Origin of the sequence: Enterobacter sp. Tr-810 (assembly GCF_011752765.1) — a bacterium.
GTDB classification, from domain to species: Bacteria; Pseudomonadota; Gammaproteobacteria; order Enterobacterales; family Enterobacteriaceae; genus Enterobacter; species Enterobacter soli.
Genome location: NZ_VWWW01000004.1, coordinates 80,860 through 98,983 on the forward strand (window position 1 = coordinate 80,860; position 18,124 = coordinate 98,983).

Consider the following 18,124-nt stretch of genomic DNA (forward strand, 5'->3'; position numbering starts at 1 on the left):
TTTTTGCCCCTCTTTTGCCGATCCTGCCACTTTCGTAAATTTACGCAGCATTTTCCTCTGTCATTTTGCCCTGTATGACTTTTCTTCAGAGTGCCGACGCAAACGTTCATATTGCTGCAATAGTTTTTTTTGATATGTTGGCTAGAGCGGATTCAAATCCAGCACAACATCAGTTCAGACAAAAAACAGGGTCGGGTAAATGGCAAAGGTATCACTGGAGAAAGACAAGATTAAATTCCTGCTAGTAGAAGGCGTGCATCAGAAAGCACTCGATAGCCTTCGTGCAGCGGGTTACACCAACATCGAATTTCACAAAGGCGCGCTGGATACTGAAGAGCTGAAAGCGTCCATCCGTGATGCCCACTTCATTGGCCTGCGATCCCGTACTCACCTGACTGAAGACGTTATCGCTGCGGCAGAAAAACTGGTTGCCATTGGTTGCTTCTGCATCGGCACCAACCAGGTTGACCTGAGTGCTGCTGCGAAGCGCGGTATTCCTGTCTTTAACGCCCCGTTCTCTAACACCCGTTCTGTTGCGGAACTGGTGATTGGCGAACTGCTGCTGTTGCTGCGCGGTATTCCGGAAGCGAACGCCAAAGCACACCGCGGCGTGTGGAACAAACTGGCGTCCGGCTCTTTCGAAGCGCGTGGCAAAAAACTGGGTATCATCGGTTACGGCCACATCGGTACGCAACTGGGTATTCTTGCTGAATCCCTCGGTATGCACGTCTTCTTCTACGATATCGAAAGCAAACTGCCGCTGGGGAATGCTACCCAGGTTCAACACCTGTCTGACCTGCTGAACATGAGTGATGTCGTGAGCCTGCATGTGCCAGAAAACGCGTCCACTAAAAACATGATGGGTGCAGAGGAGCTGGCGCTGATGAAGCCAGGTTCACTGCTGATCAACGCCGCGCGTGGCACCGTTGTCGACATCCCGGCACTGTGTGATGCGCTGAAGCGTAAACACCTGGCAGGGGCGGCAATCGACGTATTCCCGACCGAGCCGGCAACCAACACCGATCCGTTTACGTCTCCGCTGTGCGAGTTCGATAATGTGATCCTGACGCCACACATCGGTGGTTCAACTCAGGAAGCGCAGGAGAACATCGGCCTGGAAGTGGCAGGTAAACTGAGCAAATACTCCGACAACGGCTCTACGCTCTCTGCGGTGAATTTCCCGGAAGTGTCTCTGCCGCTGCACGGTGGCCGCCGTCTGCTGCACATTCACGAAAACCGCCCAGGCGTGTTGACCGCAATTAACCAGATCTTCGCTGAGCAGGGCGTCAACATTGCCGCACAGTATCTGCAAACGAACTCTCAGATGGGTTACGTGGTTATCGATATTGAAGCGGATGAAGATGTGGCTGAGAAAGCGCTGCTGAGCATGAAGGCGATCCCGGGGACTATCCGCGCGCGTCTGCTTTACTGATAGAGCGTGGTAAATGCAAAACGGTAACGATAGTTACCGTTTTTTATGTTTTCACCCTCTCCCCGTGGGAGAGGGCTGGGGTGAGGGCATCAGGCCGCACGTTTGGTTTACCATTCCCACAACTTCGACGGCGTCACCACCGCTGGCAACGGCACATCCCATTTCTCCACCGGCAACGCCTCCACACCCTGACAATCATGCGCATAGCCCACCGGCTGCAAACCATACTGCTGCCAGTTTTGCAGCGTTCTGTCATAAAAGCCGCCGCCCATACCCAGCCGCTGGCCTTGTTCATCAAACGCCACCAGTGGGGTTACCAGCACATCCAGCTCGGCAAGCGGGAGCACGTCGCGCACGTCCAGCTTCGGTTCGGTGATTTTCAGGCGATTGACCACCAGTTCGCTATGCGGATGGTAGTTCAGGAACAGAAGGTTCCCTTCGCTAAACGGATGCAGCACCGGCAGGTAAACCTTTTTCCCGGCACGCCAGAGCTGTTCGATAAGCGGCTGGGTATCCAGTTCGCCATCAAACGACAGAAACAGGGCGACCGTATGTGCCATCACAACCGGCGGGTATGCCATCATGCGTGCGGCGGCCTGTTGGGCGAAATGAGTTTGCTGTTCGGGGGGTAACGCACGACGGCGTTTACGGATTAACTGACGGATGTCCTGGCGTGAGGCAGAAACTTCAGAAAGTAGAGTCATGGTAGTCGGTAGAAGAAGAGAGAGGGAATCTCCGAGATGCCGCCGCAGGCTGTAACCCTTGAACCCTTGGTTCAAGGTGAATGTGTCGTCATAGTTTTAAGGCTTCTCGGACGGACCGAGCATGCTCACCAACCATGGAGCGCCACATTCTTGTGGTATGAAATATCGGCTCAGGGGACTGGCCCGCTTGCGAACATCTCAGAGAAATTTTGTCTTCCCAGTTACTCTACCATAGTCAACTGAGAAGTGTTATTCAAACTTTGGTCCCGGTCTTTCGGGAGTGCGACCTTGATCAAGCAATGCCTGTTCAATGGTCTGCTGGAGCATTTTAATGCGCTGCTCCATGCTCGCCGCGTAATCGCGGGTCTTTGCTTTTTCCTGAGTCAATTCATAGCTGATGTTCAACGCGGCGATGAAGACCAACTGCTCAGTATTTGTGACTCTAGTGCGTTCTTTTAGATCTTGCAACCGCTGATTCAAATCGTCCGCAGCCTGATTCAAAGCATCCCTTTGTTCAGGTGGACAATTCACTCGCAGTGAACGGCCAAAAATCTGGAGATCGACGGGTTGTGCAGACATGCCACCTTCCTGCTGATTGACTGCGCTGCCTTCGCTTACTGCCCCGGGGGCCGCGAAGGGGCGACACTATAGCTACCCTGATGTGAAGATACAAGCCCTTTTCTGGTATCACCAGGGTCCAAAGTGGTAGCATATCATGAATATTCCTCCCAACGATGACGAATGCGCATGTCTATACAGAACGAAATGCCTGGTTACAACGAATTAAGCCAGTTACTGAACCAGCAAGGGGTGGGGTTAACCCCTGCCGAAATGCATGGTCTGATCGCCGGGATGCTGTGTGGCGGAAACAGCGACAGCTCATGGCAGCCGCTGGTTCACGACCTGACGAACGAAGGGCTGGCGTTTGGTCACGAACTGGCTGAAGCGCTGCGTAAAATGCACTCCGCAACCAGCGACTCGCTGGAAGATGACGGCTTCCTTTTTCAGCTTTATCTGCCTGAAGGCGACGACGTTAGCGTCTTCGAACGCGCTGATGCGCTCGCAGGTTGGGTAAACCACTATCTGCTGGGTCTTGGCGTGACACAGCCTAAGCTCGATAAAGTCACCGGCGAAGCGGGTGAAGCTATCGACGATCTGCGCAACATCGCGCAGCTTGGCTATGACGAAGAGGAAGACCAGGAAGAGCTGGAAATGTCCCTCGAAGAGATTATTGAGTACGTACGCGTCGCGGCGCTGCTGTGCCACGACACCTTTACGCGCTCGCAGCCAACCGCGCCGGAAGTGCGCAAGCCAACCTTACATTAAGAAAAATAACGCACAGGAGGGTGTCATGGTTATCTCGAATCAAGAGTATTCTCGCCGTCGTCAGGCGCTGCTGGCAAAAATGCAGCCAGGAAGCGCCGCGCTAATTTTTGCCGCGCCTGAAGTGACGCGCAGTGCCGACAGCGAATACCCCTATCGCCAGAGCAGCGATTTCTGGTACTTCACCGGGTTTAACGAACCTGAGGCAGTACTGGTGCTGATTAAGAGCAATGACACCCACAACCACAGCGTGCTTTTCAACCGCGTACGGGATTTAACCGCCGAAATCTGGTTTGGCCGTCGCTTAGGCCAGGAGGCCGCTCCTGCAAAGCTCGGTGTCGATCGCGCTCTGGCGTTTAGCGAAATCAACCAGCAGCTTTATCAGTTGCTTAACGGCCTGGACGTGCTCTACCACGCACAGGGCGAATATGCCTGGGCCGATGAGATTGTCTTCAACGCGCTGGATAAGCTGCGAAAAGGTTCGCGTCAGAACTTATCTGCGCCAGCTACGCTCACGGACTGGCGTCCGGTGGTGCACGAGATGCGTCTCTTCAAGTCTGAAGAAGAAATTGAAGTGCTACGTCGTGCAGGCGAAATCAGTGCGCTGGCGCATACCCGCGCGATGGAAAAGTGCCGTCCCGGGATGTTTGAATACCAGCTTGAAGGCGAGATCCACCACGAATTTAACCGCCACGGCGCGCGCTATCCGTCCTACAACACCATCGTGGGCGGCGGAGAAAACGGCTGCATCCTGCACTACACCGAGAACGAAAGTGAACTGCGTGATGGCGACCTGGTGCTGATTGACGCCGGTTGCGAATATCAGGGCTATGCAGGTGACATCACCCGTACTTTCCCGGTAAGCGGCAAATTCACGCCTGCGCAGCGCGCAATTTATGACATCGTTCTTGAGTCGCTGGAAACGGCGCTGACGCTCTATCGCCCGGGCACCTCCATTCAGGAAGTCACCGGTGCTGTCGTGCGGATCATGATTGCCGGACTGGTGCGTCTTGGCATTCTGAAGGGCGAAGTGGATACCCTGATCACCGAAAATGCCCATCGTCCGTACTTCATGCATGGCCTGAGCCACTGGCTGGGGCTGGATGTTCATGATGTGGGCGCCTATGGTTCTGAACGCTCGCGCGTGCTGGAGCCGGGCATGGTGTTAACCGTTGAACCGGGTCTGTATATCGCCCCGGACGCCGATGTGCCGCAAGAGTACCGTGGGATTGGCATTCGTATTGAAGATGACATCGTCATCACCGAAACCGGCAATGAAAACCTGACCGCCTCTGTTGTGAAAAATGCCGACGACATTGAGGCGCTGATGGCAGCGGCACGCGTATGAGCGTGATTATCGTTGGCGGTGGCATGACCGGGGCCACGCTGGCTCTGGCCATTTCTCATTTAACGCAGGGGCAGCTTCCGGTACATCTGATTGAAGCTGTCGCACCTCAGACCACCGAGCATCCAGGCTTTGATGCCCGCGCAATTGCGCTGGCACAAGGCACCTGCCAGCAGTTAGCGCGCATTGGTATCTGGCAGGCTATCGCCGACTGTACGACCGCCATCGATACAGTGCACGTCAGCGATCGCGGCCATGCGGGGTTTGTTACCCTTGATGCGCAGGATTATCGCATCGATGCGCTTGGACAGGTTGTTGAGCTGCACGACGTTGGGCTCCGCCTGTTCCGCTTGTTGCAGGACGCACCAGGTGTGACCTTACACTGCCCGGCGCGCGTGGCCAGTTTTAGCCGCAGCGAAGATGCCGTTAACGTCACGCTCGACGATGGTTCGACACTTGAAGGTAAGCTACTGGTCGCGGCAGATGGTTCTCGCTCTGCGCTGGGTACACAGTGTGGCGTGGAATGGCGCTCGCAGCCGTATGGGCAGGTGGCGGTCATTGCGAATGTCTCTACACAGAGCGAGCATCACGGGCGTGCGTTTGAGCGTTTTACCCAGCATGGCCCGCTGGCGATGTTGCCGATGGCGCAAGATCGCTGTTCGCTGGTGTGGTGCCACCCGCAAGATAAGGCGGATGAAGTGCTGTCCTGGAGCGATGAGCGCTTTTGCACTGAGCTGCAAAAAGCCTTCGGCTGGCGGCTTGGGCGCATCACCCACGCGGGGAAACGATCGGTTTATCCGCTGTCGCTGACAACCGCGTCCCAGTCGATCTCCCATCGTGTTGCGCTGGTAGGAAATGCCGCGCAAACCCTGCACCCGATTGCGGGCCAGGGCTTTAATCTGGGCCTGCGCGATGTCATGAGCCTGGCGGAATCGCTGGCTCAGGCGTGGGGTGAACAAAAAGATTGTGGTGCGTATTCGGTGCTTAGCCATTATCAGAAGCGCCGTCATGCCGATAAAGAGGCCACAATCGGCGTCACGGATGGCCTGGTGCATCTGTTCGCGAATCGCTGGGCGCCGCTGGTTGCCGGGCGCAACCTCGGGCTGATGGCGATGGAATTATTTATCCCGGCACGTGATGTGCTGGCGCAGAGGACTCTTGGTTGGGTCGCTCGTTAAGGAGTTATCACCGTGCAGAATGTTGATGTCGCCATTGTCGGCGGCGGAATGGTCGGGCTGGCGCTGGCCTGTGGTTTACAGGGTAGCGGCCTGCGTGTGGCCGTGCTTGAGCAAAAACAGCCTCAGCCCGTTGCACAGGATGCGCCACCAGAATTACGTGTGTCGGCCATCAATGCCGCCAGCGAAAAACTGCTGACTCACCTGGGCGTGTGGTCGGATATTGTCGCGCACCGCGCCAGTTGCTATCACGGAATGGAAGTGTGGGACAAAGACAGCTTTGGCCACATTGCGTTTGATGACGAAAGCATGGGGTACAGCCATCTGGGTCATATTATTGAGAATGCGGTGATCCACCACGCGCTGTGGCAAAAAGCCCAGAGCTGTAGTGATGTCACGCTGATGGCACCGGCGCAAATCCAGCAGGTAGCCTGGGGCGAAAATGAGGCATTCCTTACCCTGCAAAGTGGCGATATGCTCACCGCGCGGCTGGTGGTGGGGGCCGACGGCGCGAACTCCTGGCTGCGTAATAAAGCGGATATTCCGCTGACCTTCTGGGACTATCGCCATCACGCGCTTGTGGCCACGATCCGTACCGAAGAGCCACACGGCGGCGTGGCGCGTCAAATTTTCCATAATGACGGTATCCTGGCATTCCTGCCGCTTGCCGACCCGCACCTGTGCTCCATTGTCTGGTCGCTGGTGCCTGAAAAAGCACAACAGATGCAGGAAGCTACGCCTGAAGAGTTTAACCAGGCGCTGTGCGTTGATTTCGATAATCGTCTGGGGCTGTGCACCCTTGAAAGCGAACGACAGGTCTTCCCGCTTACCGGTCGCTATGCGCGTCAGTTCGCGGCGCACCGTCTGGCGCTGGTAGGCGATGCGGCTCATACCATTCACCCGCTGGCCGGGCAGGGGGTTAATCTGGGCTTTATGGATGCCGCAGAGCTGGTTGATGAGTTGCGCCGTCTGCACCGTGAAGGCAAAGATTTTGGTCAGCATTTATACCTTCGTCGCTACGAGCGTAGCCGCAAGCACAGTGCCGCAATGATGCTGGCAGGAATGCAGGGCTTCCGCGAGCTGTTCGCTGGCGCAAACCCGGCTAAAAAACTGCTGCGTGATATTGGCCTGAAACTGGCCGACACTCTCCCGGGCGTAAAACCGCAACTCCTGCGTCAGGCAATGGGTCTTAACGATCTGCCGGACTGGCTACGCTAACTTAGATACCCGTCACACTTTATTTTCCCGGCCTCTGCGCCGGGGAAATTCCCTCGTTTGAAATATTCTAATTCCACGCCATTTTTCGCATTAGATTATCTAATCTTACGTTTTTTATGTTGCGGAAATTCGGCCCGTTTTTCCGCATGAAATATCACCATGTGCTAAATCCTGTTAGTTCAATGTTAATTTTGTGCGGGTTTAATCGCATTTTTCCAGTGAATAACTCTGTAGGCTTTTTAGCGTTTTTTGGTCATAAGCTAATGTGATGACCCGTTTTACCTTATGGTTAATCACCGGTTTCGGTGGTAAGTTCAGGTAAAAGAGAACGTTTGCGTCGACGTCCGTAAAGTGATGCCGACGCCGGGTTTCGTGGCGATTTTGGGCGCATGAAACGCAAGATAGCCCTGCTTATTCAACGAGGAAAAGATGGCTCAACAGACTCCTTTGTACGATCAACACGTGTTATGCGGCGCGCGCATGGTGGATTTCCATGGCTGGATGATGCCGCTGCACTACGGCTCACAGATTGATGAGCATCATGCGGTGCGCACCGATGCCGGCATGTTCGACGTGTCCCATATGACCATTGTCGACCTGCGCGGTAGCCGCACCCGGGAGTTTTTGCGTTATCTGCTGGCAAATGACGTCGCAAAACTGAAGACCCCAGGCAAAGCGCTCTACACCGGGATGCTCAATGCGTCCGGCGGTGTGATTGATGACCTGATTGTTTATTACTTCACTGAAGATTTCTTCCGCCTCGTTGTAAACTCCGCCACCCGCGAAAAAGACCTCTCCTGGATTTCCCAACACGCTGAACCTTTCTCTGTCGACATCACTGTTCGTGACGATCTGTCGCTGATCGCCGTTCAGGGACCTAACGCGCAGGCAAAAGCTGCTTCTCTGTTCAGCGATGAACAGCGCAAAGCAACGGAAGGGATGAAGCCGTTCTTCGGCGTGCAGGCAGGCGATCTGTTTATCGCGACCACCGGCTATACCGGTGAAGCGGGCTACGAAATTGCTATGCCGAATGAGAAAGCCGCCGATTTCTGGCGTGCGTTGGTAGATGCGGGCGTTAAGCCGGCAGGCCTGGGCGCGCGCGATACGCTGCGTCTGGAAGCCGGGATGAACCTCTACGGGCAGGAAATGGATGAAAGCGTGTCTCCGCTGGCAGCCAACATGGGCTGGACCATTGCGTGGGAACCCGCTGACCGTGAATTCATTGGTCGTGAAGCGCTGGAAATCCAGCGTGAAAAAGGCACCGAACAGCTGGTGGGCCTGGTGATGACCGAAAAAGGCGTGCTGCGCGGCGAACTGCCAGTGCGTTTCACCGATGCAAACGGCAATCACCTCGAAGGCATTATCACCAGCGGTACCTTCTCTCCGACTCTGGGCTACAGTATTGCACTGGCACGTGTACCGGCGGGAATTGGCGAAACGGCGGTGGTACAAATCCGCAACCGCGAAATGCCGGTCAACGTGACCAAACCAATTTTTGTTCGCGCCGGTAAGCCGGTCGCCTAATCATTTTTATCAGGAGAAATTCAATGAGCAATGTGCCAGCAGAACTGAAATACAGCAAAGAACATGAGTGGCTGCGCAAAGAAGCGGACGGCACTTACACCGTAGGGATCACCGAGCACGCGCAAGAACTGCTGGGCGATATGGTGTTTGTTGATCTGCCGGAAGTGGGCGCGACCGTAGGCGCAGGCGATGATTGCGCAGTTGCGGAGTCTGTTAAAGCGGCATCCGACATCTATGCACCCGTCAGCGGCGAAATCGTTGCCGTGAACGATGCACTGAGCGACTCCCCGGAGCTGGTGAACAGCGAGCCATATGAAGGCGGCTGGATCTTTAAAATTAAAGCCAGCGACGAAGCGGAAGTTGCCGCCCTGCTGGACGCGACCGCGTACGAAGCACTGTTAGAAGACGAGTAAGCCATTATCCCTCTCCCCCTTGGGGAGAGGGTAGGGTGAGGGGAACAGACGACACCCTCACCCCAGCCCTCTCCCTAAGGGAGAGGGAGAAAACACATTCACTGCACGTTTCAGGAACCATCGCTCATGACACAGACTTTAAGCCAGCTTGAAAACCGTGGCGCTTTTATTGAACGTCACATTGGGCCGGATGCTCAGCAACAGCAGGAGATGCTGAACACGGTTGGCGCGGATTCATTAAACGCACTGATCGGCCAGATAGTGCCAAAAGACATCCAGCTTGCAACACCGCCGCAGGTAGGGGAAGCCACCACAGAATTCGCCGCACTGGCGGAGCTGAAGGCAATTGCCGGCCTGAACAAGCGCTACAAGTCTTACATTGGCATGGGCTATACCAACGTGCAGTTGCCGCCGGTTATCCTGCGCAATATGCTGGAAAACCCAGGCTGGTACACCGCTTACACCCCTTATCAGCCAGAAGTGTCTCAGGGCCGTCTGGAAGCGCTGCTGAACTTCCAGCAGGTCACACTGGATCTGACTGGACTGGATATCGCTTCCGCGTCTCTGCTGGATGAAGCGACCGCTGCGGCAGAAGCCATGTCGATGGCCAAACGTGTCAGCAAGCTGAAAAATGCCAACCGCTTCTTCGTGGCGGCAGATGTTCACCCGCAAACACTGGACGTGGTACGCACCCGTGCGGAAACCTTCGGTTTTGACGTGATTGTTGATGATGCAGACAAAGTGCTGGATCACCAGGATGTCTTCGGCGTGCTGCTGCAACAGGTAGGCACCACCGGTGAAGTTCACGACTACAGCCCGCTGATTGCCGAGCTGAAAGCCCGTAAAGTGGTAGTGAGCGTTGCCGCTGATTTTATGGCGCTGGTCTTGCTGACTGCGCCGGGCAAACAGGGTGCGGATATTGTATTCGGCTCTGCACAACGCTTCGGCGTACCGATGGGCTACGGCGGCCCGCACGCGGCATTCTTCGCTGCGAAAGATGAATTCAAGCGCTCTATGCCTGGCCGTATTATCGGGGTATCGAAAGATGCTGCCGGTAACACCGCACTGCGTATGGCGATGCAGACTCGTGAGCAGCACATCCGCCGCGAGAAAGCGAACTCCAACATTTGTACCTCGCAGGTTCTGCTGGCAAACATCGCCAGCCTGTATGCCGTCTTCCACGGCCCGGCTGGCCTGAAGCGCATTGCCGGTCGTATTCACCGTCTGGCGGATATTCTGGCCTGCGGCCTGCAACAAAAAGGCCTCAAGCTGCGCCACGCCCACTACTTTGACACCCTGTGTGTTGAAGTGGCAGACAAAGCGGCCGTGCTGGCACGCGCCGAAGCGGCAGAAATTAACCTGCGCAGCGATATTCACAACGCAGTGGGCATTACGCTGGATGAAAGCACCGCGCGTGAAGATATCCTGAACCTGTTTAATGTGCTGCTGGGTGACGCTCACGGCCTGGACATTGACTCACTGGATAAAGAGGTGGCGCACGACAGCCGCTCCATCCAGCCAACCATGCTGCGTGACGATGCCATCCTGGCGCACCCGGTGTTCAATCGCTATCACAGCGAAACCGAGATGATGCGTTATATGCACTCTCTGGAACGCAAAGATCTGGCGCTCAACCAGGCAATGATCCCGCTGGGCTCTTGTACCATGAAGCTGAACGCCGCGGCCGAGATGATCCCAATCACCTGGCCTGAGTTCTCTGAGCTGCACCCGTTCTGCCCGCCAGAGCAGGCAGAAGGTTATCACCTGATGATCAACCAGCTTTCAGACTGGCTGGTGAAACTGACCGGTTACGATGCACTCTGTATGCAGCCAAACTCCGGTGCTCAGGGTGAATATGCCGGTCTGCTGGCGATCCGCCACTATCACGAAAGCCGCAATGAAGGGCATCGCGATATCTGCCTGATCCCAAGCTCTGCCCACGGTACTAACCCGGCATCTGCACAGATGGCAGGGATGGAAGTGGTTGTTGTGGCTTGCGATAAGAACGGTAATATCGACCTGGCCGACCTGCGTGCAAAAGCCGAGCAGGCGGGCGATAAGCTCTCCTGCATCATGGTGACTTACCCGTCCACCCACGGCGTGTACGAAGAGACTATCCGTGAAGTGTGCGAAGTAGTGCATCAGTTTGGTGGCCAGGTATACCTCGATGGCGCCAACATGAACGCTCAGGTCGGCATTACCTCTCCGGGCTTTATCGGCGCGGATGTGTCGCACCTGAACCTGCACAAAACCTTCTGCATTCCACACGGCGGTGGCGGCCCAGGTATGGGCCCAATCGGTGTGAAAGCGCACCTGGCACCGTTTGTTCCGGGCCACAGCGTCGTGCAAATCGAAGGGATGCTGACCCGTCAGGGCGCGGTATCTGCGGCACCGTTTGGTAGCGCATCTATCCTGCCTATCAGCTGGATGTATATCCGCATGATGGGTGCGGAAGGGCTGAAGCAGGCAAGTCAGGTGGCAATTCTGAATGCCAACTACATTGCGACTCGCCTGAAGTCTGCCTTCCCGGTGCTCTATACCGGCCGTGATGGTCGCGTGGCGCACGAGTGTATTCTGGATATTCGTCCGCTGAAAGAGCAGAGCGGCATCAGCGAACTGGATATCGCCAAACGTCTGATCGACTACGGATTCCACGCCCCAACCATGTCGTTCCCGGTAGCGGGTACGCTGATGGTAGAGCCAACGGAATCTGAGAGCAAAGCCGAGCTGGACCGCTTTATTGATGCGATGCTGGCGATCCGCATAGAGATCGATCGCGTGCTGGACGGCGAATGGACGCTGGAAGATAACCCGCTGGTTAACGCACCGCACACCCAGCACGAGCTGGTGGCCGAGTGGAACCACAGCTATACCCGTGAGCTGGCGGTCTTCCCGGCAGGCGTGGCGAACAAATACTGGCCGACCGTGAAACGTCTTGATGACGTTTACGGTGACCGTAATCTGTTCTGCTCCTGTGTGCCGATGAGCGAATACCAGTAATTTCTTTGCCATACTGTAGGCCGGGTAAGCGCTAGCGCCACCCGGTTTTTTTTTATCTGGAGATTGTGAATGGCTATTGCACTTGTGACCGGCGCCAGCCGCGGAATTGGTAAAGCCACCGCGCTACAGCTGGCAGGCGAAGGTTATACCGTTGCGGTGAACTATCACCGCAACATCAAGGCGGCAACGGATGTCATCAGAACGATTGTTGATGCGGGCGGGAAAGCTTTTGCCGTGCGTGCGGATATCAGCGATGAAGCGCAGGTACTGGCGATGTTTGAAAGCCTTGACCGGGAAGGCGAGCCGCTGACCGCGCTGGTAAACAACGCCGGGATCCTGTTTGAACAATCCACCATTGAAAACCTGTCTGCCGAGCGTATCAACCGTGTGCTGGCCACCAATGTGACGGGCTATTTTCTCTGTTGCCGCGAAGCGGTGAAACGCATGTCGCATAAGCATGGCGGCCAGGGAGGGGCCATTGTGAATGTCTCTTCGGCGGCGTCGCGCTTAGGTGCGCCGGGGGAATATGTGGACTATGCCGCATCGAAAGGGGCGGTGGATTCACTGACCACCGGCTTAGCGCTGGAGGTGGCCGCACAGGGCATTCGCGTCAACTGCGTGCGTCCCGGGCTGATTTACACCGATATTCACGCCTCCGGCGGCGAGCCGGGGCGTGTGGATAGGGTCAAGTCTCTGCTGCCAATGCAGCGCGGCGGTCAGCCGGAGGAAGTCGCTCAGGCCATTGCCTGGCTGCTGAGCGACAAAGCTTCCTATGTGACCGGCAGTTTCCTCGAGCTTGCTGGCGGAAAGTAAAACCTACGACGCCAGCCACAGCCGCAGGCGTATGCCCCAGCTGCTGGTCCAGCCGGTGGTGATCGACTTCACCTCACCGTGAGAAATGACCACCAGCGTCGGCGTTACCTGAACGTCCCACTGACGCGCCAGCTCTCCGCTGGCGTCATTGACCGTCGGCAGCGTCATCTTCTTCTTCGCAAGCCACTTTTCCAGCATGGCGTTATCGCCAGAGCGCAGCGCAACGGACATTACGTTACCACCCTCTGCGGCAAGCGTCGCCACCGCGGGTGTGGTGTAACGACACACGCCGCACCAGGTCGCCCAGACGTAGACCAGCAGCGGCCGCTCCTTGCTCATGGCGGCAAGATCAACGGGCTCACCGTCGAGGGTTTGCAGCGCCGTCGCGGAGAAATTCTGCGGTAGCGCAGGCTGGCGGAAATAGTCCACCGCGATGCTCACGGCAACGCCAATCGACAGCCACAGAACGAGCTCGCGCAGCAGGCGCGTGAGTTTACTTGCCACGGGCAGATGCCATCTGCGCTTTCACCAGCTCCTCCAGATCGTCATAGGGGATCGCACCCGCAACCATTTGGTCGCCGATAATCGTCGCCGGAGTGCCCTGGATATTCAGCACCTGCGACAAAATCAGGTTCATTTTCAGCGAGTCCATGGTTTTTTCATCCGTCGTGATGTTGTCCGTGCCGGTCTTCACCCGTGCCGCCGCGATGCTGGCATCATCGTGATAGCCCTTTTTCATCATCAAACGCTGGTGCAGCGGCCAGAACGTATCGGGCTGCTGACGCCATACTGAGAGCGCCGCTTTAGCGGCATTCACCGAGCTTTGTCCCTTGAACGGCAGCAGCTTAATGATCAGCTGCACGTCAGGATTATCGCGCACGATTTTCTCCAGCATGGGGTCGAACTGCTTGCAGTAAGGACAGTTGTAGTCAGTGAACGATACAATGGTCAGTTTTGGCTCTTTGGCACCGGTTCGCGGGCTGTAGGGGTCGTTAAACAGCAGTTCTGCCAGCTGGTCATCAGAAGATTGTTCGGATGGCGCCGCAACGCTGAGCGTTGATAAAGACAGCAGCAGTAAAGCAACAAAAGCTCTCATGTTATTTTCCTTTCGCATCGGACAGGGTGGTTAACACCGCTTCGCGGCTCAATAGCGCAGGCAGCACGTGGCCCTGCGGCAGTCCCGGTCCGTAAATCTGGTTAAACGGCACGGCGGCGCTGCCGCGCGTGGTTAAGAACTGGCTAATGCTGGCGGAGGGGCGACTCCAGTCTCCGCGCAGGGCGACGATATCCGGCGCTGAAAGCGCGTCCTGCACCTCGTCGCGAAGCAGCACGTTGTATTTATTGGCTTTACAGGTCACGCACCAGTCGGCGGTGACGTCGACGAAGACGCGCTTGTTCTCGGCCAGTGCGCGGGCAATAGCCTGTTCGCTAAGCGGCTGCCAGTTCACCCGATCGCGACGGGAGTTTTCTCCTCCGGCGCCGCTCACAAACGCGACAGCACCCGCAACCACAACGGCTAACGCTCCGGCGCGCAGTGCCGTTTGCCAGCGGTAGCGCCAGGCCGTCACCAGCAGCAGAATGAGGATCAGCACCACACCCAGCGTGATGACGGGCAGGGTGCCGATGTGCACTCCCAGCAGGCTCAGCAGCCACAACGCCGAACCGAGCATCATCAGGCCAAGCACGACCCGTACGACATTCATCCAGCGACCGGGGCGCGGCAGCCGCTGCGCCAGCCCCGGCCAGGCGACGACAAATAGCCAGGGCAGGCTCATTCCGATCCCCATCGCCAGGAAAATGCCCCACAGCAGCGGGAGCGGTGCCGCCAGCGCCACCGACACGGCAGTACCGAGAAACGGCGCGGTACACGGCGTCGCCAGCAGGGTGGCAAAAGCGCCTTGCCAGAAATGGCCCGCCAGCCCATTGCCGCCGCGTGTGGCGAGGAAGGTGCTGGCAGAAGAGGGAAGCCGGATCTCAAATAACCCCAGCAGGCTGGCGCTGAACAGCACCATCACCAGCGCCATCGCAGTGATAAACCATGGATTCTGGAACTGGATGCCCCAGCCGAGCGCCTGATTGCCCAAACGTAACACGGTCATCATCAGCGCCAGCGCGAGGAATGAAATGACTATCCCGCACACCGAAGCCAGAAACTGCCTGCGTACCTGACCACGCGCCTGATGTTCGGTTTGCATCAGCGTGCCCAGCTTCATTGCCAGCACGGGCAGTACGCAGGGCATCACGTTGAGGATTAACCCACCCACCAGCGCCATCATCAATACCCAGCCTAAGGCAGGGGCTGGCGCTGAGCTGCCTTGCCCGATAAGCAGGCTGGACTCCTGCGCCTGACCGCTATCGGCCAGCACCAGAGACAGGGTTTTGCCGCTGAGATCCGGTGCCGTCTCGCCCCAACTGTCGGACACTGGCAAGGTGGCCGTGAGCGTGCCGTCGCGCACGGAGAAGCTCGGCTTGCCGAAATCGATATCGTCCATGCTGTCGATAAATAGCGATGGCTGCTGCCAGCCCGCGTCGCGTTGTGCGGTCACCGTCAGCTTGCCGGAGGCGTAGCGAACGCTAAGCGCAGACGTCAATCCACTGCTGAGCGGTAGCGTGCCCATCGCCCGGTTGAAATCATAATCAAAGCCACCGCCTGTAGAGGCCGTCAAATCCAGTGAGAACGGGTAGTCGGTCAGAATACAGACGTTGCTACAGGTGGACAGCGTCAGCACTCCGCTAAGGCGTTCGGGCACGTTGCCGCGCAGGGTGATGGGGAAGCTGACGTCGCCGTGATATCCCTGCGTGGTGATACCCGCTACGTCGAAACGCTCGGGCGTTGGCCAGCGCCACAGCGCCTCCAGCGGTTGATGCCAGGTTATCGCCGGGGCAATCCCGCCTTCTCCCGGCGATCGCCAATAGGTCTTCCAGCCTTTCTGTAAGGCAACGTCCAGCAGCAGGCGGGTTTCGCCACTGTTTTCAGTTTGGGCACGCAGCCTGACGCTGGCGTGTTGATTATCGGCGGCGCGCAGCCAGCCCGTGTCGGCGGCCTGGCTGAGGGGTAGCCATAGCCAAAGCAGGCAGACCAGCAGTCGCCTGAATACAGTAAACATAAATTTTCTCCGTAAATGATGAATTAACCTGAGGTGTCAGGCGAATGCTCATTCACGGAAGACGCATAATCGCAGATGCACCCGCAATCGGGGTGGGGAGATAACGCGGGGAGGCCACAGACGTTCGCGGCACGGTGGAATCGCTGCCAGCAGCGCCAGCAAAAGGGTAACGGCGAACAGTGCGCTTTCAAACAGCACAGGCGGCACCGCCATCAGTGATTTTGCGCTGAGTTCGCACGGCGTCACCGGCGCGTCGCTGCTCTCCTGACCCTGCTGAACGGACTGGGATGAGGCGGTGGCATTCATGACAAGCGCGTGCATCCCGGCCATCCGCTGGGCGGTGCATACCAACACCACCAGACAGGCCAGGGCTACAAGCAGAATTGCTTTGCGTTGTCGCTTGATCATGTTCGCCTCAAATATTCACGAGGCTTATCTTATAGGGCGCAGGTTTTTTGGCAACGCGAAAGCTGTAAAGAAGTGTCTGGAAGATAAGTGGTTTACCCTCTCCTGCGGGAGGAGAGGGCGAAGGATCACAGCTGTTCGCCGTTGCTGGCGATCACGCCTTTGTACCACTCGAAGCTCTTTTTGCGGGATCGGGACATGTCGCCGGTGCCGTCGTCGTGTTTGTTCACGTAGATAAAGCCGTAGCGTTTGCTGTACTGGCCGGTGGTGAATGATACACAGTCGATGCAGCCCCACGGGGTGTAGCCCATCAGATCCACGCCATCATAAGTGACCGCTTTCATCATCTCTTCCACGTGAGCACGCAGATAGTCGATGCGGTAGTCATCGTTGATGCTGCCGTCTTCTTCCACTTTGTCGTATGCGCCAAAGCCGTTTTCAACGATAAACAGCGGCTTCTGATAACGCTCGTACAGCTCACACAGGGAATAACGCAGACCTACCGGGTCAATCTGCCAGCCCCAGTCAGATGCTTTCACGTGCGGGTTCGGCACGCTGCCTTCGAAGCCGGAAATAGCATCGCCGGTACCGCCTTCCGCTTTCACGGCGTTGGTCATGTAGTAGCTGAAACCTAAATAGTCACAGGTTCCGTCACGCAGGATCTGTTCGTCGCCCGCTTCCATTTTGATGGAGAAACCACGGCGTTCCCACTCGTTCAGCACGTAAGACGGGTAGTAACCACGCAACTGCATGTCGGTAAAGACATAGCGCTCGCGCATGGATTCTTGGGCAAACATTACATCCTCTGGTTTGCAGGAGAACGGATAGAGCGCAACCATCGCCAGCATACAGCCGACTTTCATTTCCGGGTTAATACGGCGTGCCGCTTTCACCGCCAGAGCGCTGGCCACGAACTGGTGGTGCAGCACCTGGTACATGGTTTCTTCCGGGTTGTCGTGTTCGGTATAGACCACGCCAGAGCAGCAGTAGCCGAACAGCGGCGCGCGCCAGTTACGCTGGTTGTTGATTTCATTGAAGGTCATCCAGTATTTGACCTTGTTTTTGTAGCGCTCGAAGACCACTTCGGAGAAGCGTACAAAGAAATCCACCACTTTACGGTTGGTCCAGCCGCCGTATTCCTGCACCAGGTGCAGCGGCATTTCGAAGTGGGAGAGGGTGATCACCGGCTCGATATTGTATTTCAGCAGTTCGTCGAACATGTCATCGTAGAACTTCAGCCCTTCTTCATTTGGCAGCGTTTCGTCACCTTTCGGGAAGATGCGGGTCCAGGCGATAGAGGTGCGGAAACATTTGAAGCCCATCTCAGCAAACAGCTTGATGTCTTCTTTGTAGTGGCCATGGAAGTCGATAGCTTCGTGGTTTGGGTAGTATTTGCCTGGCTCCACTTGCTGGGTGATTTCGCGCGGTACGCCGTGGGCGCCGCCAGTCAGCACGTCACAAATGCTTGGCCCTTTACCGCCTTTGTTCCAGCCGCCTTCAACCTGGTGTGCCGCAACTGCGCCACCCCATAAAAAATCTTTTGGTAAGGTGAGTTTTTTCATCTTTGCTATTCTCAATTTATGACTTAATGCGTTCGAGTCTAGCAAAGCGGAATTAAATGTCACGATATAACAATTCTCAGAAAATGTGATTTGTCACATCGAA

General features: G+C 56.5%; 16 protein-coding genes and 1 other RNA gene. 9 read left to right on the plus strand and 8 right to left on the minus strand.

Annotation, left to right across the window (positions count from 1 at the left end):
* Positions 1–199 precede the first annotated feature (199 nt).
* Entirely contained in the window at positions 200–1,432 is a 1,233-nt protein-coding gene (serA, locus tag F3J30_RS13190; protein WP_166717530.1) for a phosphoglycerate dehydrogenase, read from the plus strand.
* 107 nt (positions 1,433–1,539) lie between these two features.
* Here the strand turns inward: serA and F3J30_RS13195 are convergent, their stop codons facing one another.
* From F3J30_RS13195 to zapA, 3 genes are all read right to left on the minus strand, one after another.
* The gene (locus F3J30_RS13195) at positions 1,540–2,136 is read right to left on the minus strand and encodes a 5-formyltetrahydrofolate cyclo-ligase (RefSeq protein ID WP_166717531.1); all 597 of its coding nucleotides are present in this window, start codon (positions 2,134–2,136) and stop codon (positions 1,540–1,542) included.
* Between the two features lie 24 nt (positions 2,137–2,160).
* Positions 2,161–2,344, minus strand: a non-coding RNA gene (gene ssrS, locus F3J30_RS13200) — 6S RNA.
* 41 nt (positions 2,345–2,385) lie between these two features.
* Positions 2,386–2,715: a cell division protein ZapA gene (gene zapA, locus F3J30_RS13205; protein WP_014071673.1), complete on the minus strand. Its 330-nt coding sequence runs from the start codon at positions 2,713–2,715 to the stop codon at positions 2,386–2,388.
* A gap of 168 nt (positions 2,716–2,883) precedes the next feature.
* Between zapA and F3J30_RS13210 the strand changes: the two genes are divergently transcribed.
* From F3J30_RS13210 to F3J30_RS13245, 8 genes are all read left to right on the plus strand, one after another.
* On the plus strand, positions 2,884–3,462 hold the full coding sequence (locus F3J30_RS13210; protein WP_074392699.1) for a YecA family protein: 579 nt from the start codon (positions 2,884–2,886) through the stop codon (positions 3,460–3,462).
* Positions 3,463–3,487: 25 nt separating this feature from the next.
* Entirely contained in the window at positions 3,488–4,807 is a 1,320-nt protein-coding gene (gene pepP, locus F3J30_RS13215) for a Xaa-Pro aminopeptidase (RefSeq protein WP_166717532.1), read from the plus strand.
* Positions 4,804–5,982 (plus strand): 2-octaprenyl-6-methoxyphenyl hydroxylase, encoded by a 1,179-nt coding sequence (gene ubiH / locus F3J30_RS13220; RefSeq protein WP_166717533.1) that lies wholly within the window; start codon positions 4,804–4,806, stop codon positions 5,980–5,982. The genes pepP and ubiH overlap by 4 nt, the downstream gene beginning before the upstream one ends.
* 12 nt (positions 5,983–5,994) lie before the next feature.
* Positions 5,995–7,197: an FAD-dependent 2-octaprenylphenol hydroxylase gene (ubiI, locus tag F3J30_RS13225; protein WP_166717534.1), complete on the plus strand. Its 1,203-nt coding sequence runs from the start codon at positions 5,995–5,997 to the stop codon at positions 7,195–7,197.
* A gap of 429 nt (positions 7,198–7,626) precedes the next feature.
* Complete coding sequence (gcvT, locus tag F3J30_RS13230; protein WP_166717535.1) at positions 7,627–8,721, plus strand: glycine cleavage system aminomethyltransferase GcvT; 1,095 nt, start codon at positions 7,627–7,629, stop codon at positions 8,719–8,721.
* 23 nt (positions 8,722–8,744) lie between these two features.
* On the plus strand, positions 8,745–9,134 hold the full coding sequence (gcvH, locus tag F3J30_RS13235; protein WP_166717536.1) for a glycine cleavage system protein GcvH: 390 nt from the start codon (positions 8,745–8,747) through the stop codon (positions 9,132–9,134).
* Between the two features lie 126 nt (positions 9,135–9,260).
* Positions 9,261–12,134, plus strand: coding sequence for an aminomethyl-transferring glycine dehydrogenase (gene gcvP, locus F3J30_RS13240; protein ID WP_166717537.1), 2,874 nt, complete (start codon positions 9,261–9,263; stop codon positions 12,132–12,134).
* A gap of 69 nt (positions 12,135–12,203) precedes the next feature.
* The gene (locus tag F3J30_RS13245) at positions 12,204–12,947 is read left to right on the plus strand and encodes an SDR family oxidoreductase (protein ID WP_014071665.1); all 744 of its coding nucleotides are present in this window, start codon (positions 12,204–12,206) and stop codon (positions 12,945–12,947) included.
* A 3-nt stretch (positions 12,948–12,950) separates the two neighbouring features.
* Here F3J30_RS13245 and F3J30_RS13250 read toward each other — a convergent pair whose 3' ends face one another.
* From F3J30_RS13250 to F3J30_RS13270, 5 genes are all read right to left on the minus strand, one after another.
* The gene (locus tag F3J30_RS13250; RefSeq protein WP_166717538.1) at positions 12,951–13,451 is read right to left on the minus strand and encodes a protein disulfide oxidoreductase; all 501 of its coding nucleotides are present in this window, start codon (positions 13,449–13,451) and stop codon (positions 12,951–12,953) included.
* A complete protein-coding gene (locus tag F3J30_RS13255; protein WP_166717539.1) occupies positions 13,441–14,043 on the minus strand; it encodes a DsbA family protein in 603 nt (200 codons plus the stop codon). The genes F3J30_RS13250 and F3J30_RS13255 overlap by 11 nt, the downstream gene beginning before the upstream one ends.
* Before the next feature lies 1 nt (position 14,044).
* Positions 14,045–16,054 (minus strand): protein-disulfide reductase DsbD domain-containing protein, encoded by a 2,010-nt coding sequence (locus tag F3J30_RS13260; protein ID WP_166717540.1) that lies wholly within the window; start codon positions 16,052–16,054, stop codon positions 14,045–14,047.
* A gap of 48 nt (positions 16,055–16,102) precedes the next feature.
* On the minus strand, positions 16,103–16,462 hold the full coding sequence (locus F3J30_RS13265; protein WP_166717541.1) for a copper resistance protein: 360 nt from the start codon (positions 16,460–16,462) through the stop codon (positions 16,103–16,105).
* 125 nt (positions 16,463–16,587) lie between these two features.
* Positions 16,588–18,021, minus strand: a complete 1,434-nt coding sequence (locus tag F3J30_RS13270) for a 6-phospho-beta-glucosidase (RefSeq protein WP_166717542.1) — start codon at positions 18,019–18,021, stop codon at positions 16,588–16,590.
* Positions 18,022–18,124: the final 103 nt, after the last annotated feature.